This window comes from Streptomyces sp. TE5632 (genome assembly GCF_054061295.1).
In genome coordinates, this window is the sequence record NZ_JBSSEA010000003.1 from 1,283,338 (window position 1) to 1,304,336 (window position 20,999).

General features: G+C 69.9%; 19 protein-coding genes and 2 tRNA genes. 6 read left to right on the plus strand and 15 right to left on the minus strand.

The genetic code is table 11. The features are described from left to right. Positions 1–199: 199 nt before the first annotated feature. From ndk to ACVW19_RS11005, 4 genes are all read right to left on the minus strand, one after another. Entirely contained in the window at positions 200–613 is a 414-nt protein-coding gene (gene ndk / locus ACVW19_RS10990) for a nucleoside-diphosphate kinase (protein ID WP_457458803.1), read from the minus strand. 84 nt (positions 614–697) lie between these two features. Then, complete coding sequence (locus tag ACVW19_RS10995) at positions 698–1,048, minus strand: DUF4233 domain-containing protein (protein ID WP_457458805.1); 351 nt, start codon at positions 1,046–1,048, stop codon at positions 698–700. A 6-nt stretch (positions 1,049–1,054) separates the two neighbouring features. Then, the gene (folC, locus tag ACVW19_RS11000; protein WP_457458807.1) at positions 1,055–2,581 is read right to left on the minus strand and encodes a bifunctional tetrahydrofolate synthase/dihydrofolate synthase; all 1,527 of its coding nucleotides are present in this window, start codon (positions 2,579–2,581) and stop codon (positions 1,055–1,057) included. A 135-nt stretch (positions 2,582–2,716) separates the two neighbouring features. Beyond that, positions 2,717–5,338, minus strand: coding sequence for a valine--tRNA ligase (locus ACVW19_RS11005; RefSeq protein WP_457458808.1), 2,622 nt, complete (start codon positions 5,336–5,338; stop codon positions 2,717–2,719). Positions 5,339–5,476: 138 nt separating this feature from the next. Here ACVW19_RS11005 and ACVW19_RS11010 point away from each other — a divergent pair, with 138 nt between their 5' ends. After that, a complete protein-coding gene (locus ACVW19_RS11010) occupies positions 5,477–6,436 on the plus strand; it encodes a hypothetical protein (protein WP_457458810.1) in 960 nt (319 codons plus the stop codon). Positions 6,437–6,509: 73 nt separating this feature from the next. Here ACVW19_RS11010 and clpX read toward each other — a convergent pair whose 3' ends face one another. The 5 genes from clpX to ACVW19_RS11035 all read right to left on the minus strand — a co-directional run bounded on the left by clpX (position 6,510) and on the right by ACVW19_RS11035 (position 11,373). Further along, positions 6,510–7,796, minus strand: a complete 1,287-nt coding sequence (clpX, locus tag ACVW19_RS11015; RefSeq protein ID WP_361456112.1) for an ATP-dependent Clp protease ATP-binding subunit ClpX — start codon at positions 7,794–7,796, stop codon at positions 6,510–6,512. 189 nt (positions 7,797–7,985) lie between these two features. Next, entirely contained in the window at positions 7,986–8,666 is a 681-nt protein-coding gene (locus ACVW19_RS11020; RefSeq protein ID WP_109379097.1) for an ATP-dependent Clp protease proteolytic subunit, read from the minus strand. Positions 8,667–8,790: 124 nt separating this feature from the next. Continuing rightward, positions 8,791–9,399 (minus strand): ATP-dependent Clp protease proteolytic subunit, encoded by a 609-nt coding sequence (locus ACVW19_RS11025; protein ID WP_387038942.1) that lies wholly within the window; start codon positions 9,397–9,399, stop codon positions 8,791–8,793. 299 nt (positions 9,400–9,698) lie between these two features. Continuing rightward, a complete protein-coding gene (tig, locus tag ACVW19_RS11030) occupies positions 9,699–11,129 on the minus strand; it encodes a trigger factor (RefSeq protein WP_457458812.1) in 1,431 nt (476 codons plus the stop codon). Between the two features lie 167 nt (positions 11,130–11,296). Then, a tRNA-Pro gene (locus ACVW19_RS11035) sits at positions 11,297–11,373 on the minus strand. A 166-nt stretch (positions 11,374–11,539) separates the two neighbouring features. On the opposite strand from ACVW19_RS11035, the gene ACVW19_RS11040 reads away from it, so the two are divergent. Further along, positions 11,540–11,613, plus strand: a tRNA-Gly gene (locus ACVW19_RS11040). 110 nt (positions 11,614–11,723) lie between these two features. Here ACVW19_RS11040 and ACVW19_RS11045 read toward each other — a convergent pair. Continuing rightward, a complete protein-coding gene (locus ACVW19_RS11045) occupies positions 11,724–11,918 on the minus strand; it encodes a hypothetical protein (RefSeq protein ID WP_457458814.1) in 195 nt (64 codons plus the stop codon). Positions 11,919–12,584: 666 nt separating this feature from the next. On the opposite strand from ACVW19_RS11045, the gene ACVW19_RS11050 reads away from it, so the two are divergent. Then, positions 12,585–13,823, plus strand: coding sequence for an acyltransferase family protein (locus ACVW19_RS11050; protein WP_457458816.1), 1,239 nt, complete (start codon positions 12,585–12,587; stop codon positions 13,821–13,823). On the opposite strand, the gene ACVW19_RS11055 is transcribed toward ACVW19_RS11050, so the two are convergent. From ACVW19_RS11055 to ACVW19_RS11075, 5 genes are all read right to left on the minus strand, one after another. After that, positions 13,820–14,314 (minus strand): HD domain-containing protein, encoded by a 495-nt coding sequence (locus ACVW19_RS11055; protein WP_457458818.1) that lies wholly within the window; start codon positions 14,312–14,314, stop codon positions 13,820–13,822. The genes ACVW19_RS11050 and ACVW19_RS11055 overlap by 4 nt on opposite strands. Before the next feature lie 91 nt (positions 14,315–14,405). Beyond that, positions 14,406–15,584, minus strand: a complete 1,179-nt coding sequence (locus ACVW19_RS11060) for a PP2C family protein-serine/threonine phosphatase (RefSeq protein ID WP_457458820.1) — start codon at positions 15,582–15,584, stop codon at positions 14,406–14,408. Between the two features lie 184 nt (positions 15,585–15,768). Continuing rightward, complete coding sequence (locus ACVW19_RS11065) at positions 15,769–16,596, minus strand: Fpg/Nei family DNA glycosylase (RefSeq protein ID WP_457458822.1); 828 nt, start codon at positions 16,594–16,596, stop codon at positions 15,769–15,771. Between the two features lie 123 nt (positions 16,597–16,719). Continuing rightward, complete coding sequence (locus ACVW19_RS11070) at positions 16,720–17,205, minus strand: ribose-5-phosphate isomerase (protein ID WP_457458824.1); 486 nt, start codon at positions 17,203–17,205, stop codon at positions 16,720–16,722. 167 nt (positions 17,206–17,372) lie between these two features. Continuing rightward, the gene (locus tag ACVW19_RS11075) at positions 17,373–17,978 is read right to left on the minus strand and encodes a biotin transporter BioY (RefSeq protein WP_457458826.1); all 606 of its coding nucleotides are present in this window, start codon (positions 17,976–17,978) and stop codon (positions 17,373–17,375) included. 405 nt (positions 17,979–18,383) lie between these two features. Between ACVW19_RS11075 and ACVW19_RS11080 the strand changes: the two genes are divergently transcribed. From ACVW19_RS11080 to ACVW19_RS11090, 3 genes are all read left to right on the plus strand, one after another. Then, complete coding sequence (locus ACVW19_RS11080; protein WP_457458827.1) at positions 18,384–19,781, plus strand: amino acid permease; 1,398 nt, start codon at positions 18,384–18,386, stop codon at positions 19,779–19,781. Between the two features lie 167 nt (positions 19,782–19,948). Continuing rightward, positions 19,949–20,590 carry a superoxide dismutase gene (locus ACVW19_RS11085; RefSeq protein WP_457458829.1) on the plus strand — a complete coding sequence of 214 codons (642 nt, stop codon included), beginning with the start codon at positions 19,949–19,951 and terminating at the stop codon, positions 20,588–20,590. A gap of 155 nt (positions 20,591–20,745) precedes the next feature. Beyond that, positions 20,746–20,988, plus strand: coding sequence for a hypothetical protein (locus ACVW19_RS11090; RefSeq protein WP_457458831.1), 243 nt, complete (start codon positions 20,746–20,748; stop codon positions 20,986–20,988). The last annotated feature ends 11 nt before the right edge of the window (positions 20,989–20,999 follow it).

Genomic DNA, 20,999 nt, shown 5'->3' on the forward strand with positions numbered 1-20,999 from the left:
CGAGGGTCTTCGCCATTGTCATCAGATGGCGGGTCCGGTTGCTTGTGGAGACGGGCCATCGGGGGCACGCGTTCCCCCGAACGCCGCGCATATGTCAAAAAGGTCTGGGGGCAAAGCCCCCAGACCAGCCGCCGGACGGCCAAAAGCGCAGCGCACGGCCGCTATGCGATTGTTATGCGCGGTCTCGGTGGACGGGACGTCACGCGTGGTCGGGGAAGAAGATCTTCACCTCGCGCTCGGCGGACTCCTCGGAGTCGGAGGCGTGGATCAGGTTCTCCCGGACGATCACGCCGAAGTCGCCGCGGATCGATCCCGGGGCCGCGGCGACCGGGTCGGTCGGACCGGCCAGTTGGCGCACTCCCTCGATGACCCGCTCACCCTCGACGATCATCGCCACGACCGGGCCGGAGGCCATGAACTCCATCAGCGGCTCGTAGAAAGGCTTGCCCTTGTGCTCGCCGTAGTGCTGTTCCAGCGTGTCCTGGTCCAGGGTGCGCAGCTCCAGCGCGGTGAGCTGCCAGCCGGCCTTGCGCTCGATACGGCTGATGATCTCGCCGGTCAGGCCACGACGGACGGCGTCGGGCTTGAGGAGGACGAGGGTGCGCTGGGTCACGGCGGAGCTCCTTGGGGTTCAGGGCGAGGGTGCTGAGGGTGCTGAGAGGTTCTGTGCAGGTTACCGGGCGCGTCGCCGCACCCGTCAGGCGGTGTCGGGCCGGTCCTCCATGGCGGCGAACCGGGCCTTCGCCTCGTCGATCTTCCGCCCGTAGTGCACCGAGGCCCACCACAGCACCGCGAACAGCACGCCCAGGAAGAACATCGTCGGGACGAAGAAGCCGGAGGCGAGCAGGGCGATCTGCAGGACCCAGCCGAGGGCGACGCCGCCGGGCCGGGTGATCACCCCGCACAGTGCCACACACAGGAACATGGCGATGCCGCACACCGTCCACACCGTGGCGACGGAGAGGTCCGGGTCCTTCATCGCGACCAGTCCGGCGAAGCCGATGACGAAGACCTCGCTGATCAGGGTCGAAGCGCAGAGCGTACGCATGGTTTCTCAGCCCCTCCCCAGGAGCAGTCGGGCCTCGCCGACGGTGATGACGGAACCGGTGACGAGCACACCGGCGCCGGTGAACTCGCCCTCCTCCTCGGCCAGCGTGATCGCGGCCTCCAGCGCGTCGGGCAACCGGGGTTCGACCTGGACACGGTCCTCGCCGAACACCTCGACGGCGATCCCCGCCAGTTCGTCGACGTCCATCGCGCGGTGGCTGGAGTTCTGGGTGACGACGATCTCGGCGAAGACCGGCTCGAAGGCCTCGAGCAGCCCGCGCACGTTCTTGTCGCCACTGGCGCCCACCACCCCGATGAGCCGGCTGAACTGGAACGCCTCCCCGATCGCCGCGGCCGCGGCCCGCGCGCCCGCCGGGTTGTGTGCGGCGTCCAGCACGACGGTGGGCGAGCGGCGTACGACCTCCAGCCGGCCCGGTGAGGCGACGGCGGCGAACGCCCCCCGCACGGTGTCGAGGTCGAGCGGTTCGGCCCGCTGCGCTCCGACGCCGAAGAACGCCTCCACGGCGGCGAGCGCCACGGCCGCGTTGTGCGCCTGGTGGGCGCCGTGCAGCGGCAGATACAGGTCGGGGTACTCCCCGCCGAGGCCGCGCAGGGTCACCTGCTGGCCGCCGACGGCGACCTGCCGGTCGACGACACCGAACTCGAGCCCTTCCCGGGCCACCGTCGCGTCGACCTCGACGGCCTTCTTCAGCAGCACCTGGGCCGCGTCGACCGGCTGCTGGGCCATGATCACCGTCGCGTCCGGCTTGATGACGCCGGCCTTCTCGGTGGCGATCTCGGCGGGCGTGGCGCCGAGCCGGTCGGTGTGGTCGAGGTCGATGGGCGTCACGACGGCGACGCTCCCGTCGATCACGTTGGTGGCGTCCCAGGTGCCGCCCATGCCGACCTCGACGACGGCGACGTCCACCGGCGCGTCGGCGAACGCCGCGTACGCCATGCCCGTGAGCACCTCGAAGAAGGACAGCCGGTACTCCTGCTGGGAGTCGACCATCTCGGTGTACGGCTTGATGTCCTGGTACGTCTCCACGAACCGCTCGGCGGAGATCGGCGCCCCGTCGAGGCTGATCCGCTCGGTGACCGACTGGACGTGCGGCGAGGTGTACCGGCCCGTGCGCAGTTCGAAGGCGCCGAGGAGGGCCTCGATCATGCGGGCGGTGGACGTCTTGCCGTTGGTGCCGGTGATGTGGATCGAGGGATACGCGCGCTGAGGCTCGCCCAGCACGTCCATCAGCGCGGCGATACGGCTGACCGACGGTTCCAGCTTGGTCTCGCCCCAGCGGGACGCCAGCTCACCCTCGACCTCCCGCAGCGCCTTGTCGACCTCGGGGTCGGCCGGCCGCGCGGGCGCCTCGGCCTGCGGCGGGCCGCCCTGCGTGCGCAGGGTACGGCTGCCGGCCTCGATCACCGCGAGGTCGGGGTCTCGTTGCGTCTCGGCCTCGATGATCTCCTCGAAGGAGTCGAGGGGGTCACCGGAGCCGGGCTGCTCGCTGTCATTCGGGGGGAGCTCACTCACGGAGCCCAGTCTACGTACCCGGCCCGCTCCCCCTCCCACGGCAGCCGACGGCCCCCGGAACCGTGCTCGGGTTCCGGGGGCCGTCGGTCGCTGTCCGCGGTTCGCGGTTCGCGGTTCGCGGTTCGCGGTTCGCTGCTACGCCGGGGGCAGCCGGTCCAGCTGGGTCTGGATGCGGGCGATGTCCTCGTCCGCCTTGGCCAGCCGCGTACGGATCTTGTCGACCACGTGGTCGGGGGCCTTCGCCAGGAACGCCTCGTTGCCCAGCTTGGCCTCCGCCTGCTGACGTTCCTTCTGCGCGGCGGCCAGATCCTTGGCGAGGCGCTTGCGCTCCGCCGCGAAGTCGATCACCCCGGAGAGGTCCAGGGCGACCTCGACGCCCGCCACCGGCAGGGTCGCCGTCGCGGTGAACGCGTCACCCTCCGGCTGCAGCCGGAGCAGCTGCCGGATCGCCGCCTCGTGCGGGGCGAGGGCCGAACCGTCGAGGGTCAGCCGGGCGGGGACCCGCTGGCCGGGCTGGAGGCCCTGGTCGGCGCGGAAGCGGCGGACCTCGGTGATGACCGACTGGAGCGTGGCGATCTCCCGCTCGGCACCGGCGTCCCGGAAGCCACTGTCCGTCGGCCAGTCGGCGATGACGACCGACTCGCCGCCGGTCAGCGTCGTCCACAGCGTCTCGGTGACGAACGGGACCACCGGGTGCAGCAGCCGCAGCGTGACGTCGAGGACCTCGCCGAGGACCCGCTTGCTGACCTCGGCCGGCTCGCCGCCCGCCTGGAACGTCGTCTTGGACAGCTCGACGTACCAGTCGAAGACCTCGTCCCAGGCGAAGTGGAACAGCGCGTCGGACAGCTTGGCGAACTGGAAGTCGTCGTAGAGCGCGTCGACCTCGGCGACGACGGAGTTCAGCCGGGACAGGATCCAGCGGTCGGTGGACGACATCTTCGACGCGTCCGGCAGCGGGCCCTCGACCGTGGCGCCGTTCATCAGCGCGAAGCGGGTGGCGTTCCAGATCTTGTTGGCGAAGTTGCGCGAGCCCTGGACCCAGTCCTCGCCGATCGGCACGTCGACGCCCGGGTTGGCGCCGCGCGCGAGCGTGAAGCGCAGGGCGTCGCTGCCGTACTTGTCCATCCAGTCCAGCGGGTTGACCGCGTTGCCGAAGGACTTCGACATCTTCTTGCCGAACTGGTCGCGGACCATGCCGTGCAGGGCGATGGTGCGGAACGGCGGGGTGCCGTCCATCGCGTACAGGCCGAACATCATCATCCGGGCGACCCAGAAGAAGAGGATGTCGTAGCCGGTGACCAGGACGGAGTTCGGGTAGAACTTCGCGAGCGATTCCGTCTGTTCCGGCCAGCCCAGGGTGGAGAACGGCCACAGGCCGGAGGAGAACCAGGTGTCGAGGACGTCGGTGTCCTGGTGCCAGCCCTCGCCGCTGGGCGGCTCCTCGTCCGGGCCGACGCAGACGACCTCGCCGTCCGGCCCGTACCAGACGGGGATGCGGTGGCCCCACCACAGCTGGCGGGAGATGCACCAGTCGTGGAGGTTGTCGACCCAGTCGAAGTACCGCTTCTCCATCTCCTGCGGGTGGATGGTGACGCGGCCGTCGCGGACGGCGTCACCGGCGGCCTTCGCCAGCGGGCCGACCTTGACCCACCACTGCATGGACAGCCGGGGCTCGATGGTGGTCTTGCAGCGCGAGCAGTGGCCGACGCTGTGGACGTACGGCCGCTTCTCGGCGACGATCCTGCCCTCGGCGCGCAGCGCGGCGACGATGGCGGAGCGGGCCTCGAGCCGGTCCAGGCCCTGGAAGGGGCCGTGGGCGGTGATGACCGCGTGCTCGTCCATGACGGCGATGGCGGGCAGGTCGTGCCGCCGGCCGATCTCGAAGTCGTTCGGGTCGTGTGCCGGGGTCACCTTGACGGCGCCGGTGCCGAACTCGGGGTCGACGTGCTCGTCGGCGACGACCGGGATGGAGCGGTCGGTCAGCGGCAGCTTGATGAGCTTGCCGACCAGGTGCTTGTACCGCTCGTCCTCGGGGTGGACGGCGACGGCCGTGTCACCGAGCATGGTCTCGGCGCGGGTCGTGGCGACGACGATCGTCTCGTCCCCGTCGCCGTACTTCATGGAGACGAGTTCGCCGTCGTCGTCCTGGTACTCGACCTCGATGTCGGAGATCGCGGTCAGGCAGCGCGGACACCAGTTGATGATGCGCTCGGCGCGGTAGATCAGCTCGTCGTCGTGGAGCCGCTTGAAGATGGTCTGGACGGCCTTGGACAGCCCTTCGTCCATGGTGAAGCGCTCACGCGACCAGGCGACGCCGTCACCGAGGCGCCGCATCTGGCCGGAGATCTGTCCGCCGGACTCGCCCTTCCACTGCCAGACCCGCTCGACGAAGGCCTCACGGCCGAGGTCGTGCCGGGACTTGCCCTCCTTGGCGAGTTCCCGCTCGACGACGTTCTGCGTGGCGATGCCGGCGTGGTCCATGCCGGGCTGCCACAGCGTCTCGTACCCCTGCATGCGCGCACGGCGGGTGAGGGTGTCGATGATCGTGTGCTCGAAGGCGTGCCCGAGGTGCAGGCTGCCCGTGACGTTCGGCGGGGGGATGACGATCGTGTACGGAGGCTTGTCGCTCTTCGCGTCCGCCTCGAAGTAGCCCCGCTCTACCCAGCGCTCGTACAGCGGCCCCTCTACATCGGCCGGCGCGTACTGGGTCGGCAGTTCGGGGGTGGGCGGCTGCGGCTGCTGAGAGTTCTCGGTCACGCGCCTCAGTTTAGAGGTGTCACGGCCCAGTCCCGAAACGCGATTCCTTTGTAACGGTGCGCCCCCCGCTGGCTTGATCGCGTCCCCTCTGAGTCAGGATGTCAACGACACGTACGCATCTGGAGGGGAACCCAGAAGATGAGCCACAACCAGCCGGGCCCGTACGGCGGGCAGCCCCAGCAGCCCGGACCGTACGGTCAGCCGGGTCCCTACGGCCAGCAGCCGCAGGCTCCGCAGCCCGGCTACGGCTACCCCCAGCAGCCGCCCCCGCCCGGCCAGCCCGGTTACGGCTACCCGCCCCAGCCCGGCCAGGGCGTCCCGCCGCAGCAGCCCCCGTACGGCCAGCCCCCCTACGGTCAGGCCCCGTACGGCGCCCCGCAGCCCCCGGCACCGGACGGCGGCTCCAAGAAGGCCGGCTGGATCCTCGGCGCGGTGGCGGTCGTGGTGGCGATCGGTGTCGGCGCGTACTTCGTGTTCGGCGGAGGCGGCGGCGCGGGCGGCCTGGAGGACGACGGCCCGCACAAGCTCTCGGCGCCGGAGAAGGTGATGGGCGAGTACACGCGGGTCGGTGAGGCCGGCGAGGACTCGAGCTCCAGCACCACGAAGGACCTGGCCAAGGGCGGCGTGAAGAACGGCAAGTCGGTGGGCGCCTCCTACTCGACGGCCGACTTCAGCCGGTACGACCTCAAGAACCCCGACCCGGCCGACCTGCCCGGCAAGGAAGAGCTGCTCACGGCGAAGGGCGTGACGTTCCTCGGCGCCTACGGCGAGGTCGAGGACCCCGAGGCGGCCGTGGACAAGCTCTTCGCCAACATCAAGAAGGAGACCGGCAAGAGCAAGGGCTCGGACAACGCGCTCCTGTCCGAGCTGGTGGGCAAGCCCGAGGACGTCGAGCTCGACGGTGCGGTCATGAAGTGCCAGGCCGGCAAGGGCAAGAACAACCTCACCAAGCAGGACACCACCAACTGGTTCTGCATCTGGGCGGACTACAGCACGGTCGCGGTGGTCTCCCCCGGTGACAACACCAAGGACATCACGAAGGACGCCGCCGCGGACATCGCCACGAAGCTCCGCAACGAGGTGCGCGTCCCGGCGTAGTGGTGGGCAGCGCGTGAAGGGCCCCGGTCGAGTGACCGGGGCCCTTCACATGTGCCGGGGACGGCTGTTGCCGCTACGCCGTCTTCTGCTCGCCCGGTCCGCGGCCGCGGGCGTCGCGCGGGATCAGGGTCGGGTTGACGTTGGAGAGGACCACGTCCGCGGTGATGACCACGCGGGCGACGTCCTTGCGGGACGGGACCTCGTACATGACGCCCTGGAGGACTTCCTCCATGATGGCGCGCAGACCGCGGGCGCCGGTCTGGCGGAGGATGGCCTGGTCGGCGATGGCTTCCAGTGCCTCGCGCTCGAAGTCCAGCTCGACACCGTCGAGTTCGAAGAGGCGCTGGTACTGCTTGACGAGCGCGTTGCGCGGCTCGATCAGGATCTGCAGCAGGGCCTCGCGGTCGAGGTTGTGGACCGAGGTGATGACCGGGAGCCGGCCGATGAACTCGGGGATCATGCCGAACTTGACCAGGTCCTCCGGCATGACCTGCTCGAACTGGTCCTTGGACTCCAGCTCCCGCTTGGAGCGGATGGTGGCGCCGAAGCCGATGCCCTTGGCTCCCGCGCGGCCCTCGATGATCTTCTCCAGGCCGGCGAAGGCGCCGCCCACGATGAACAGGACGTTCGTCGTGTCGATCTGGATGAACTCCTGGTGCGGGTGCTTACGGCCGCCCTGCGGCGGGACGGACGCCGTGGTGCCCTCGAGGATCTTCAGCAGGGCCTGCTGGACGCCCTCGCCGCTCACGTCGCGCGTGATCGACGGGTTCTCGCTCTTGCGGGCGACCTTGTCGATCTCGTCGATGTAGATGATGCCGGTCTCGGCCTTCTTGACGTCGTAGTCGGCGGCCTGGATCAGCTTGAGCAGGATGTTCTCGACGTCCTCGCCGACGTACCCGGCCTCGGTGAGGGCGGTGGCGTCGGCGATCGCGAACGGGACGTTCAGCATGCGGGCGAGGGTCTGGGCGAGGAGGGTCTTGCCGGAGCCGGTGGGGCCCAGCAGCAGGATGTTGGACTTCGCCAACTCGATGGCGTCCTCGCGGCCTTGGGCGCCGCCGTTCTCCCCCGCCTGAACCCGCTTGTAGTGGTTGTACACCGCGACGGAGAGAGCTTTCTTGGCCGACTCCTGGCCGACCACGTACCCCTCGAGGAACTCGTAGATCTCGCGGGGCTTGGGCAGTTCCTCCCAGCGGACCTCGCTGCTCTCGGCGAGCTCTTCCTCGATGATCTCGTTGCAGAGGTCGATGCACTCGTCGCAGATGTACACACCGGGCCCTGCGATGAGCTTCTTGACCTGCTTCTGGCTCTTGCCGCAGAACGAGCACTTGAGCAGATCGCCGCCGTCACCGATGCGTGCCACGGTGTGCTTCCCCTTCGCCTGGGAGCCACCTGGACGTCAACGTCCAGCGACTCCTGGTGCTGCCTTATGTCCGACGGTACCTTGCCGGGCCCCCCGTCCGGGCCCCCCTTGGCACGGTTCGCTTCGACGTGGACCGTCCGCGACCATGCCAAGGAGCGGCAGACAATACAGCCTCCCGGATCCCACGCGTCAGCGCAGGCTGGTGTTGTCCATCTTCCGGGTGGTGATGATCTGGTCGATCAGACCGTAGCTCAGCGCGTCCTCGGCCGTGAGGATCTTGTCCCGCTCGATGTCCTCGCGGATCTTCTCGACCGGCGTGGTGGAGTGCTTGGCCAGCATCTCCTCCAGCTGCGAACGCATCCGGAGGATCTCGTTGGCGGCGATCTCCAGGTCGGAGACCTGGCCGCGGCCGGTCTCGCTGTACGGCTGGTGGATCAGCACGCGCGCGTTCGGCAGGGCCATGCGCTTGCCGGGGGTGCCGGCGGCGAGCAGCACGGCGGCGGCGGAGGCCGCCTGGCCCATGCAGACCGTCTGGATGTCCGGCTTCACGTACTGCATGGTGTCGTAGATCGCCGTGAGCGCGGTGAAGGAGCCGCCGGGGCTGTTGATGTAGACCGAGATGTCCCGGTCGGGGTCCATCGACTCCAGGCACAGCAGCTGCGCCATGACGTCGTTGGCGGAGGCGTCGTCGATCTGCACGCCGAGGAAGATCACGCGCTCCTCGAAGAGCTTCGCGTACGGGTCGTACTCGCGGATGCCCTGGGAGGTGCGCTCGACGAAGCGCGGGATGACGTAGCGGGACTCGGCCGCGGGGCCGGTGTACTCGGCACGGGCGCGGTCGTACAGGCCGCTGCCGGGGAAGTCGTTCACGGTGTCTCCTGGAAAGGGGCTGAGGCGGTCGGCCGGGGCTGCTGGGGCTGTCATCGGACCCTGGAGCGACCCTGGAGCGGGTCCGACGGGGGTCCTACGGGGCCGCTGGGGCCCCGTGGGCCGCTCAGCCCGCCCCGGTGCCGCCGCCGCCCGGCATGCCCGCGGCCGTGGTCATCACGTCGTCGATGAGGCCGTACTCCTTGGCCTCGAAGGCGTCGAACCAGCGGTCGCGGTCCGAGTCGCGGGTGATCTGCTCGATCGTCTGGCCGGTGTGCTGGGAGGTGAGCTCGGCCATGCGCTTCTTGGTGTGCAGCAGCCGCTCGGCGTGGATCTTGATGTCCGAGGCCGAGCCGGCCAGTCCGGCGGAGGGCTGGTGGATCAGGATCTCCGCGTTCGGCAGTGCGAAGCGCTTGCCGGGCGTGCCCGCGCTGAGCAGGAACTGACCCATCGAGGCCGCGAGGCCCATGGCGATGGTCACCACGTCGTTCTTGATGTACTGCATGGTGTCGTAGATCGCCATACCGGCCGTGATGGAACCGCCGGGGCTGTTGATGTAGAGGTAGATGTCCTTGTCCGGATCGGAGGCAAGGAGCAGCAGCTGTGCGGTGATCTTGTTGGCGATGTCGTCGTCCACCGGCTGGCCGAGGAAGATGATCCGCTCGTTGAGCAGCCGGTTGTAGACCTGGTCGCCGAGGCCACCACCGATGGAAGGCTCGCCGGCGGCTGAAGGCATCAGATTCGTCACGTATCCACCTGCTCGTCTTACGACGGCGCCGGGCCGTCTCACGTGTTCTGCCGGGGTGTGGGGCCGTCCGGCCGTACTCGCGGACTCCCCTGCCCTCGTATTCATGGACCCTAACGCGCGGGCCCCTTCGGGGAATCCCGCAGCGGGGGGTGTTCGCTGTGAGCGCAGGTGGCTCAGCGGGGCGGGGCGGGGTGCCGCGCGCCGCGGGCGGTCCGGCCGTACGGCAGACGGGCCCCGGCCATGATGGTCCGGGGCCCGTCGTACGTCCGTCAGAGGCGACGCGAGGGTCAGCCCTCGGTCTTCTCCTCGGTCTCGTCGGCCTTGGCGTCGGCCTCGTCGGCCTTGGCCTCAGCGGCGTCGGTGGACTCGGCGGCGGCCTCGCCGGCCTCCGTCTCGTCCTCCTCTTCCTCGTCCTCGAGGTCGATGATCTCGCCGTTGGTGTCCTTGACCGTGGCCTTCTCGACCACGGCGGCCAGGGCCTTGCCGCGGGCGACCTCGCCGACCAGGAGCGGAACCTGGCCCTGCTCGACGACGGCCTGGGCGAACTGGTCGGGGGACATGCCGGAGGAGGCCGCACGACGCATGAGGTGCTCGGTGAGCTCCTCCTGGTTGACGTTCAGCTTCTCCTGGTTGACGAGCTGGTCGAGCACGAACTGGGTCTTGATGCCCTTGATCGCGGCTTCGCGGGTCTCGGTGTCGAACTCCTCGGCCGTCTTGCCCTGGATCTCCAGGTACTTCTCGAGGTCGAGACCCATCTGGCCGAGCTGGTGGTGCTCGAGGTTGTGCTTACGGGTGTTGATCTCGTCCTCGAGGAGCTTCTCGGGGACGGGCACCTCGACCAGCTCGAGCAGCTTGTCCAGGACGCGCTCCTGGGCCTGCGTGGCCTGGTCGTACTGCTTCATGTTCTCCAGGCGCTTGCGGCTGTCCGCGCGCAGCTCCTCGAGGGTGTCGAACTCGGAGGCGAGCTGCGCGAACTCGTCGTCCAGCTCGGGCAGTTCACGCTTGGCGACCTGGGTGACCTTGACGGTGACCTCGGCCTCCTTGCCCGCCGCGGAGCCGCCCTTGAGCTCGGAGGTGAAGGTGGCCTCCTGGTCGGCCGACAGGCCCGTCACAGCGGCGTCGACGCCGTCCAGCAGCTCACCGGAGCCGATGGTGTAGGAGACGCCGTTGGCGATGCCGTCCTCCAGCACCTCGCCGTCGACCTTGGCCTCCAGGTCGATGGTGACGACGTCGCCGTCCTCGGCGGCACGCTCGACCGGGGAGGTGGAGGCGAAGCGCCCGCGCAGCTCCTCGACGGCCTTGTCGACGTCCTCGTCGGTGACCTCGACGGCGTCGACCTCGACCTCGATGCCGGAGTAGTCCGGGATCTCGATGGTCGGGCGGATGTCGACCTCGGCGGTGAAGTTCAGCGTCTCGCCGTCCTTCAGCTCCGTGATGTCGACCTCGGGCTGGCCCAGCGGGTTCAGCTCGGCCTCGTTGACCGCGTCGGTGTAGAACTTCGGGAGGGCGTCGTTGACCGCCTCCTCCAGCACCGCACCGCGGCCGAAGCGCTGGTCGATGACCCGGGCCGGGACCTTGCCCTTGCGGAAGCCCTTCACCGTGACCTGCTGGTTGATCTTCTTGTACGCCGCGTCGAGGCTGTCCTTGAGCTCCTCGAAGGGCACCTCGACAGTGAGCCGAACCCGGGTCGGGTTCAGGGTCTCCACGGCGCTCTTCACGGTTCGGTCTCCTTGTGGCTGACTTCTCGGATTCTGCCGGGACCAGAGCGGTCCGGCGGATTCGCCGCCCGGAGACTTCATACCTGAGACACACGGGCGTGCAGCTTGCATAGTAACGGCAGCGACTACAGCGCCCAAAAGCCGATCACTGGCGGTGATCGGGTGACTGGTCGGGGTGGCGGGATTTGAACCCACGGCCTTCCGCTCCCAAAGCGGACGCGCTACCAAGCTGCGCCACACCCCGTCTGGTGCGACACGTAGGGTACATGCCGCCGCGCGCTCCGGCCTCCGCGTATCGCGGGCAGCGTGCGGCGGCGGTGCCCGAATGGGCACGGGGTGTGCGACGAGGGCGCACCACCCGCTACGATGCCTTTCAGTACCGCGGTCCTCCCGACCTGCGGTGCGCTCCTGCGGGCGTAGCTCAATGGTAGAGCCCTAGTCTTCCAAACTAGCTACGCGGGTTCGATTCCCGTCGCCCGCTCCACACGGCTCAGGGCCGGGCGGAGGACTTTTCCTCCGCCCGGCCCTGATCGCGTTCCGGCCCGCCCCGTGCCGCACGTACCGGCTTCGCCGCCGTGCGAGCGTCCGCGGGGGTCAGAAGCTGATCGAGCTGATCGTGTCCGCTATCGAGTCGATGAAGCGGTTGATCGACGGGGCCATGCCGGTCGAGGCGAGGAAGAAGCCGAAGAGGATCGCGACGATCGCGGGTCCGGCCTTGATGGACCCCCCTCTGATCAGCACCACAAGGACGATCGCCAACAGCACCACGACAGACAGTGAAATGGCCACAACTGATCACACCCTCGGTCGGTCCGCTTCGCCGGCCCGGGCGACGCATCCCCGCGCACCCCGCCAGAACCATCGTGCCACCAACAGGGCCGTCCTATGCGGCGAGTGACGCATCGTTCGTCCCCCTTCGGCCGCGCCTCGCGTGTGCGCACTCCCCGCGAGCCACCCGCACCGGCGTGCGCGGAGCACGCGCGGAGCCGACCGTGCGACATCGCACAGTAATTCGGCGTGACCCCCGCGCGGGGGAATTCGACCGTATCGTTGCCGTCCTCACACAACACGTTCTCAGCTATTTCGAATTACCTCCACGCGTATCCCGACGAGACCTCCCGGCAGCCCGCGAAGCGGCTCGAAGCGGACATCCCACCGGACTCATTCGGAGGGCATATGCGCCACTTCGCCCGGAATGATGACGACAAAAGGGGCACCGGGGCACGGGGGGCCCTTGCCGCGCGATGTGTCGGCCGTCACTCCCACAAAGCCGTCTGCATTCACGGATCGGGGGTATCCGGATTCGACGACCAGGAATGAGACCAGGAATGACGTGGGAGTTTTACGAATACCCACGCCGAACGCTAGGGTGCCTCAGATGTTCCACGCTGCCTCGTCCCCCGCAAGCGCAGCGAGCAGACCGATCCCCTCCCCGAGTTCCTGGCGGGTGGTTCGGTGACGGACTCGCTGCAACCGAACGGCAACCGCAGGACGCCACTTCCCCCGGCCGAACCGCCGGACTCCGAAGCGCCGGGCCCGCGCACGGAGAACATACAGAGCACGCAGAAGGCGAAGGCCACCTCCGGCAAGCGGCGGGACGCGTTCTTCGACAACGCCAAGTACCTGGCGATCGTGCTGGTGGCCGTGGGCCACTTCTGGGAGCCCATCAAGGGTGACAACCGGGCCATGGAAGCCGTGTACACCGTCGTGTACTCGTTCCACATGCCGGCCTTCATCATCATCTCCGGCTACTTCTCGCGCAGTTTCGACATGCGTCCCGACCGGCTGCGGCGGCTTGTCACCGGCGTCGCCGTGCCGTACATCGTCTTCGAGACGACGTATCCGCTCTTCAAGCGCGTCATCGACAACGACCCGCAGCAGGAGATCAGCCTCCTCGACCCCTGGTATCTCACCTGGTTCCTGTGCGCGCTGTTCGTCTGGCGGCTGACCACACCGATCTGGAAGGCGGTACGCCACCCGCTGCCGCTCGCGCTCGGCATCGCCATGCTGGCGAGCGTCTCCCCCCAGATCGGCGACGACCTCGATCTGCAGCGGGTCCTGCAGTTCCTGCCGTACTTCGTGCTCGGCCTGTGCATGAGGCCCGAGCACTTCCAACTGGTGCGCCGCCGGTCGGTACGGATCGCGGCGGTGCCGGTCTTCGCGGCGGCGCTGGCCTTCGGCTGGTGGGCGGTGCCGCGGATGCACACCGGGTGGTTCTACCACCGTGACTCCGCACAGGAATTGGGTGCCCCGTGGTGGGCCGGTCCCGTCATGATGCTGGCGATGTTCGGCTGCTCCGTGCTGCTGACCGCCTGCTTCTTCGCCTGGGTTCCGGGCCGCCACATGTGGTTCACCGCGCTCGGCGCGGGCACGCTCTACGGCTATCTGCTGCACGGCTTCGTGGTGAAGGCCGGTGACTACCGGGGCTGGTTCGAGCCCTCCGTGCTGCACGAGCCGATCGGCGCGGTCGCCGTGACCGTCTTCGCGGCCGTCCTGGTGACGTTCCTGTGTTCCAGGCCGGTGCAGCGGGTCTTCCGGTTCGCGATGGAGCCGAAGATGGAATGGGCCTTCAAGCGGGACGCCGCGCAGTCGGCCCGCGACCGCGGCCCCCGCGAGAAGCGGGACGGCCACGAGAAGCGGGACGGCCGGGAGAAGCAGGAAACACAGGAGACGCAGGAGACCGTCTCTGCCTAGTCGGTCGGTGCGGGGTGGTCGGGTCGCGTCCCCGCCACGAGGCCGAGAAGTGTGCGCATCCGCGCGTACTTCTCGGCCAGTCGGCCGCGGGTCGCCTCGTCCAGCACCGCCAGCCGCTCCGGATCGGCGTTGTGCGCCAGGTCCGCCTCCTTCACCAGCAGGGCGCCCGGGGTCGCGAGGATACGGGCCGCGTAGACCTCGGGCGGCTCCCCGGACCGTTTGGTGACCGCGAGGACGATGTCCCGGGTCCGCCGGCTCAGTGCCGCCTCCCTGAGCCACTGTTCCGAGAGCTTGCCGTCCTCGACGGTGTCGTGCAGCCAGGCCGCCGCGATCTGCTCCTCGTCGCCGCCGCGGGCCCGGACGCCCTCGGCGACGGCCCGGAGGTGCTCGGCGTACGGCATGCCCGCCTTGTCGGTCTGGCCCTCGTGCACGGCACGGGCGACGGCCTCGATCTGGGCGGGGGTCAGCAGGTTGCGCGGTGTCTCGGTCACCCCTCCAGTGTCCCCGCCCCCGCCGTGCCGCACGGTCCGGGCGGGGCAGGAGAGTGGCGGAGTCCGCCGGTTCGGGCGCGGAGAGCCGGGGTCAGCGGGGCAGGGCGGCCGTGCCGCCCTCGCGGCAGATCAGCAGCAGCGCACGGTCGTCGTTGACGTCCTTGGCGACCGCTTCGATGAGGTGCCAGGCCGCTCCGTGGAAACCACCGGCGACATAGCGGTCGGCCTCGCCGGTGAGGCGGTCGATGCCCTCGACGATGTCCCGGTCCGAGGTCTCCACCAGGCCGTCGGTGAACAGCATCAGCACGTCCCCGGGGCGCAACGAGCCTTTCACCGGGTCGAACTGGGCGCCGTCGTACACGCCCAGCAGCGGGCCGTCGCCCGACTTCTCCTCCCAGCGGCCGCTGCCCGCGCTGAGTTGGAGACCCGGCGGGTGCCCTGCGGAGTACAACTCGTAGTCGCCGGAGTCCAGGTCGAGGACGAGGTGGATGGAGGTGGCGAAGCCCTCCTGCCACTCCTGGCGGAGCAGGTAGCCGTTGGCGGCCGGCAGGAAGGCGTGCGGCGGGAGGCTGCCGAGCAGGCCGCCGAAGGCGCCGGACAGCAGCAGGGCGCGCGAGCCCGCGTCCATGCCTTTGCCCGACACGTCGGTCAGGACGACCTCCAGCGTGCGCCCGCCGTTGGTGCGGGCCGCGACCACGAAGTCGCCGGAGAAGGACTGGCCGCCGGCGGGACGCAGGGCCATCTCCCGGTGCCATCCGCTCGGCAGGGCCGGCAACTGGCTCTGCACCCTGATGCGTTCACGCAGGTCGAAGAGCATGGTGCCGCCGCGCCGCCAGGGCACGCCCACCCGGCTGCGGAACTGGGCGACGACCAGTCCGAAGAAGCCGCAGGCGGCCACGACGAGGACGACGCCCGGGGTCACCCGGGACGCGCCCTCGGTGTACGGGCCGAGTCGGACGGCCTCCACGATCAGTGCCGTCGCCGCCGCCGCGTACAGGCCGAGCAGACTCGCCGGGCGGAGCAGCAGCCCGCCGGCGACGATCGGGAGTACCAGCGCGGACGGTGCGAACCAGACGGAGTTGGCCAGCGTCGCGGCCGAGATGAGCGGGATCGTCAGCAGCAGTCCGGCGAGGGCTATCCAGTCGGAGCCGTCCCCGCGGAAGTAGTCGACGGCGGCCCGGCGCACGCCGACGCGGGCCCGGTGCCACTGCTTCTTCACCCGGGCCGTGAGCGTGTCGGCTGCTGCGCGCCTCTCTCGTCCTGCTGCCATCAGTTCGGGACCCTATCCATCGGAGCGACCACTTGGCACGGGAGGTCCTGGTTGTCCCCCGTCCGGGGGCCGATTTCACAGTGAACTTCACCGGGCGCCGTCGCGTGGTCGTCCGGCGGAAATCGTGCCGGACCTCCCGCGCCGCCCACCCGCCGCGCACCGGCCCCGCCCCGCCGGACCGGTCTCACCGGTGCTGGCAGGCCGGACACCAGAAGAGGTTGCGGGCGGCGAGGCCGGCGGTGCGGATCTCCTCGCCGCAGATGTGGCAGGGCTGATGGGCCCTGCGGTAGACATACACCTCACCGCCGTGGTCGTCGACACGCGGCGGGCGGCCCATCGCCTCCGGAGTGTGTTCCGGGCGGACGGTGTCGATCCGGTTGTTGCGGACGCCCTCCCGCATGAGCCCGACCAGGTCGGTCCACAGGGCGTCCCATTCGGCGGGGGTGATGTCCCGGCCCGCGCGGTACGGGTCGATACGTTGCCGGAAGAGGACCTCGGCGCGGTAGACGTTCCCCACGCCGGCGATGAGCTTCTGGTCCATGAGGAGCGCGGCGATCGTCGTACGGCTGCGGCTGATCCTGCGGTACGCGGCGTCCGGGTCCGCGTCCGGGCGCAATGGGTCGGGGCCGAGACGGTCGTGTATCGCCCGCTTCTCGGTGTCCGTGATCAGGGCGCAGGTGGTGGGCCCGCGGAGATCGGCGTACGACGCGTGGTGCGTGAGGCGCAGCCGGACGGTGTCCGTGGGCGGGGGCGCGGGAGCCGGGCCCAGGGCGACCTTGCCGAAGAGGCCGAGGTGGATGTGGACCCAGTCGGTGTGCTCCGGGTCGGGGTCGCGGAAGCCGAGGAAGAGATGCTTGCCGTGGGCTTCGGCGGTGTGCAGGACGGTGCGGTCCAGGAGGGCGGCGGCGTCGCTGAACTTGCCCTGGGGGCTGGAGACCCGAAGAGGGGTGCCGTCGGAGAAGGCCGCGGCGTGATCCTCGGCCAGCCGGTGAATGGTGTGACCCTCCGGCACGGGTTCACCCCCCTCCCTCTCGACTCTCTCAGCCCGCTCGGCCCTCCCGGACCGCTCGGTTTCTCCCGCCCCCCGCCCGGCTTCTCCCGCCCCCCGCCCGGCTTTCCCCGCCCCCCGGCCGGGCTACTGCTGGGGGTGGTGGGGCGGGATCGGGGGGAGGTCGCCGGTGGTCTCGTAGTCCGCGAGCATGTCGATGCGGCGGATGTGGCGCTCGTCGCCCGAGAACGGGGTGCCCAGGAAGATCTCGACGAACTTCGTCGCCTCGTCCGAGGTGTGCATGCGCGCACCGATCGCGACCACGTTGGCGTTGTTGTGCTGGCGGCCCAGCGCCGCGGTCTCCTCGCTCCACGCCAGGGCCGCTCGTACGCCCTTCACCTTGTTCGCGGCGATCTGCTCCCCGTTGCCGGAGCCACCGATCACGATGCCGAGGGCGTCGGGGTCGGCCGCGGTCCGCTCGGCGGCGCGGAGGCAGAAGGGCGGGTAGTCGTCCTGGGCGTCGTAGATGTGGGGCCCGCAGTCGACGGGCTCGTGACCCGCGTTCTTGAGCCACTCGGCGAGGTGGTTCTTGAGTTCGTATCCGGCATGGTCGGAACCGAGGTACACGCGCATGGTCCGAGTGTGACACGCGGGATCGCGGGCAGGCGCGTGGGGGCGTGTGACACGGCTCCCAGGCGCAGCTCCGAGGTACGGCTCCACGGACGTCGCGGACGCGGAAGGGGGCCGGCCGGGCGCTGTGCGTGCGCCCGGCCGGCCCCCTTCCGGGGACGACCGAAGAGTCACCGCTTGTTGACGAACCTCCAGGCGGTCGGCAGCGCGCCCATCGCCAGGGCCGCCTTCAGGGCGTCACCGATGAGGAACGGGGTGAGACCCGCCGCGATCGCGGCGGAGGCGGACATGCCGGTGGCCAGCGCCAGGTAGGGCACGCCGACGGCGTAGATGACCGCCGAGCCGAGCAGCATGGTGCCCGCCATCCGCCACGCGGAGCGGTCGGCGCCGCGACGGGCCAGAGCGCCCACGACGGCCGCGGCCAGCAGCATGCCCAGGATGTAGCCGAACGCCGGCGCCCCGTAGCCCGACCCGCCCTCGGCGAACCACGGCACACCCGCGACGCCCGCCAGCGCGTACAGCGCGAGGGAGAGGAGACCGCGCCGGGCGCCGAGGGTGGTGCCGACGAGCAGCGCGGCGAAGGTCTGGCCGGTCACCGGCACCGGGGATCCGGGGATCGGGACGGCGAGCTGGGCGGCGACGCCGGTGAGCGCCGCACCGCCGACCACGAGGGCCACGTCCCGCACGCGGGAGGCCGGGACGAGGTCGGCGAGGACCAGACCGACGCGGGCCCCGCCTTCCTGGGGCAGGGCGGACGAGGCGGCAGCGGTGCTCATGGGGACTCCGCGGGGTGAGGGGGCTGGGGACGACAGCGACGCTATCCCAGCGCCCTCGCGCCGATCACCGTCAGCGCTCGACAAAGGCGTCGGCACGCGGATGGTGGGCTCCGGACAAAGAACGCGCCCAACCCGGGGAACGGCGTGATGCCGGTCACTGGGGTGACATGGCCTCTCCCACAGGGACCGCCCGGTCGGTGTCTGTGGGGTCCCGCCAAACCGGCCGCCCGCGCCCCGCGCCCGGCCCGTCGCCGGGCGGCCCGTCGGCCACCCGGCGGCCACCCGGCGGTAACCGGATTGACACCCTCCGTATGACACGTGTCCACATGGTGGGCGGCCCCTCCGCCGGGCGGGAGCGGCCACCCAAACTGACGGGGTTTCATCGTCTCCCGTATTGGACGAGCCGTGCCCGTTCCCAGCACCTCCGTCGAGACACCGCCGCAGCGAGGGGAGTCCTCCCTCTCCCACGGCCTGAAGCAACGCCACCTGTCGATGATCGCCCTGGGCGGAGTGATCGGGGCCGGGCTGTTCGTAGGCTCCGGCGCGGGTATCGCGGCCGCCGGGCCGTCGATCGTCCTCGCCTACACCCTCTCCGGCCTGCTGGTCATGCTGGTGATGCGGATGCTCGGCGAGATGTCGGCCGCGCATCCGTCGTCCGGTTCCTTCTCGGCGCACGCCGAGCGGGCCATCGGGCCCTGGGCGGGCTTCACGGCGGGCTGGGCGTTCTGGGTGCTGCTGTGCACGGCCGTCGGCCTGGAGGGCATCGGTGCCGCGAAGATCGTCACCGGCTGGCTCCCGGGCACGCCCGAGTGGGCGTGGGTGGCGCTGTTCATGGTGGTGTTCTGCGGCACGAACCTCGCGGCCGTGAAGAACTTCGGCGAGTTCGAGTTCTGGTTCGCGGCACTGAAGGTCGGCGCGATCTCCCTGTTCCTGGTGCTCGGGGTGCTGGCCCTCGCGGGCGTGCTGCCGGGCACCGACTCCCCGGGCGCCTCGCACCTCACCGATCTGTTTCCGAACGGCGGCGAGGGGCTGGTGATCGGACTGCTCGCCTCCGTCTTCGCGTACGGCGGCCTGGAGACGGTCACCATCGCCGCGGCCGAGTCGGAGAACCCGGTCAAGGGCGTCGCCGTCGCGGTCCGTACCGCGATGTGGCGGATCGCGCTGTTCTACATCGGTTCGATGGCGGTCATCGTGGCCCTGGTCCCGTGGGACTCGCCGGCGGTGGTCGAGAGCGGCCCCTACGTCGCCGCCCTGGACCGGCTCGGCATCCCGGGCGCCGGTCAGCTGATGAACGTCGTGGTGCTGGTGGCGCTGCTGTCCGCGATGAACGCCAACATCTACGGCGCCTCGCGCATCGCCTACTCCCTGGTGGAGCGCGGACAGGGACCGAAGGTGCTGGCTCTGGTGTCGGCCGGGGTGCCGCGGCTCGCCGTGCTGGCCTCCTCGGTCTTCGGATTCCTGTGCGTGCTGCTGAGCTACTGGCGGCCCGACGACGTCTTCTCCTGGCTGCTGAACATGATCGGCGCGGTGATCCTGGTCGTCTGGATCTTCATCGCCGTCTCGCAGCTGCGGCTGCGCCGCGTCCTGGAGCGCGAGGCGCCGGAGAAGCTGGTGGTGCGGATGTGGGCGTTCCCGTGGCTGACGTGGATCGCGCTGGCCGGGATGGCGGGCGTCTTCGTCCTCATGGCCCGGGAGCCGGGCACGCGCGTGCAGCTGTACTCCACGGGCGGCATGGTCCTGGTCCTGGCGGCCGTCGGCTACGCCCGGCAGCGAGCCCGGAAACGGGCCGGCACCGGGAGCTGAAGCCCCCTCCGAGGCTCCCCCCTGACGGCGAAGGCCCTCACCTGGACGACGTGTCCACGTGAGGGCCTTTCCCGTTCCCGGGTGCACGGCGACCCCACCTCCCGAGCCCTGCTGCTGCTAACGTGCAGTTGCAAGCTCTTTGCAATAAGAGGTTCGAAGGGGACCCCATGCCCGTCTACACGCTGCCCGACCTGCCGTACGACTACTCCGCGCTCGCCCCGGTGATCAGCCCCGAGATCATCGAGCTGCACCACGACAAGCACCACGCGGCCTACGTGAAGGGCGCCAACGACACGCTGGAGCAGCTCGCCGAGGCTCGGGACAAGGAGTCGTGGGGCTCGGTCAACGGGCTGGAGAAGAACCTGGCCTTCCACCTCTCCGGGCACATCCTGCACTCGATCTACTGGCACAACATGGCGGGTGACGGCGGCGGTGAACCGCTGGAGAAGGACGGCGTGGGCGAGCTGGCCGACGCGATCGCCGAGTCCTTCGGTTCCTTCGCCGGCTTCAAGGCACAGCTGTCCGGGGCGGCGGCGACCACACAGGGGTCGGGCTGGGGCGTGCTGGCGTACGAGCCGCTGAGCGGGCGGCTGATCGTCGAGCAGGTCTACGACCACCAGGGCAACGTCGGCCAGGGCGCGACCCCGATCCTGGTCTTCGACGCCTGGGAACACGCCTTCTACCTTCAGTACAAGAACCAGAAGGTGGACTTCATCGAGGCGATGTGGAAGGTCGTCGACTGGCAGGACGTCGCCAGGCGCCACGAGGCCGCGAAGTCCCGCACGGACGTACTGCTCCTGGCCCCCTGAGACCCGGCAGCCCGGGGGCCCGTGAGGTCCCGGTGAGCGTCCTGCCTCGTGATCGTCTTCTCACCGTTCACCCGGCAGGCGGAAAAAGGGAAGCCCCTGCGAGGACAGGACTCGCAGGGGCTTCCGGTATGCGGCGTTCCGGGTCAAAGTGTCCCATGACGACACCCAGGACCATGAAACTGCCCTGCTGGACGTGCGACGCGGACCAGCAGCATCGTCAGCTGGACAAGGCCGAGCAGGACTGGCTCAAGGAGCGGCTGGGCCGCACGGGCGTGAACGAGTTCTGGCTCTGCGAGAACCTGCTGGACCCGGACACCGGCAGGCAGTGCCGCAACCTGCGCACGGGGTTCGTCATGAAGCCGTTCCCCAAGGCCGTCCGCGTGCCCGTCCCGGAGTGACCCGCCCCGGA

What these genes read in the sequence shown, in the direction of transcription:
- ACVW19_RS11070 (WP_457458824.1), bottom strand. Translation starts at nt 17,205, where the DNA reads ATGCGCGTGTACCTCGGTTCCGACCATGCCGGATACGAACTCAAGAAC.
- ACVW19_RS11060 (WP_457458820.1), bottom strand. Translation starts at nt 15,584, where the DNA reads ATGGCAGCAGGACGAGAGAGGCGCGCAGCAGCCGACACGCTCACGGCC.
- ACVW19_RS10995 (WP_457458805.1), bottom strand. Translation starts at nt 1,048, where the DNA reads ATGCGTACGCTCTGCGCTTCGACCCTGATCAGCGAGGTCTTCGTCATC.
- ACVW19_RS11090 (WP_457458831.1), top strand. Translation starts at nt 20,746, where the DNA reads ATGACGACACCCAGGACCATGAAACTGCCCTGCTGGACGTGCGACGCG.
- ACVW19_RS11085 (WP_457458829.1), top strand. Translation starts at nt 19,949, where the DNA reads ATGCCCGTCTACACGCTGCCCGACCTGCCGTACGACTACTCCGCGCTC.
- ACVW19_RS11075 (WP_457458826.1), bottom strand. Translation starts at nt 17,978, where the DNA reads ATGAGCACCGCTGCCGCCTCGTCCGCCCTGCCCCAGGAAGGCGGGGCC.
- ACVW19_RS11025 (WP_387038942.1), bottom strand. Translation starts at nt 9,399, where the DNA reads ATGCCTTCAGCCGCCGGCGAGCCTTCCATCGGTGGTGGCCTCGGCGAC.
- ACVW19_RS11010 (WP_457458810.1), top strand. Translation starts at nt 5,477, where the DNA reads ATGAGCCACAACCAGCCGGGCCCGTACGGCGGGCAGCCCCAGCAGCCC.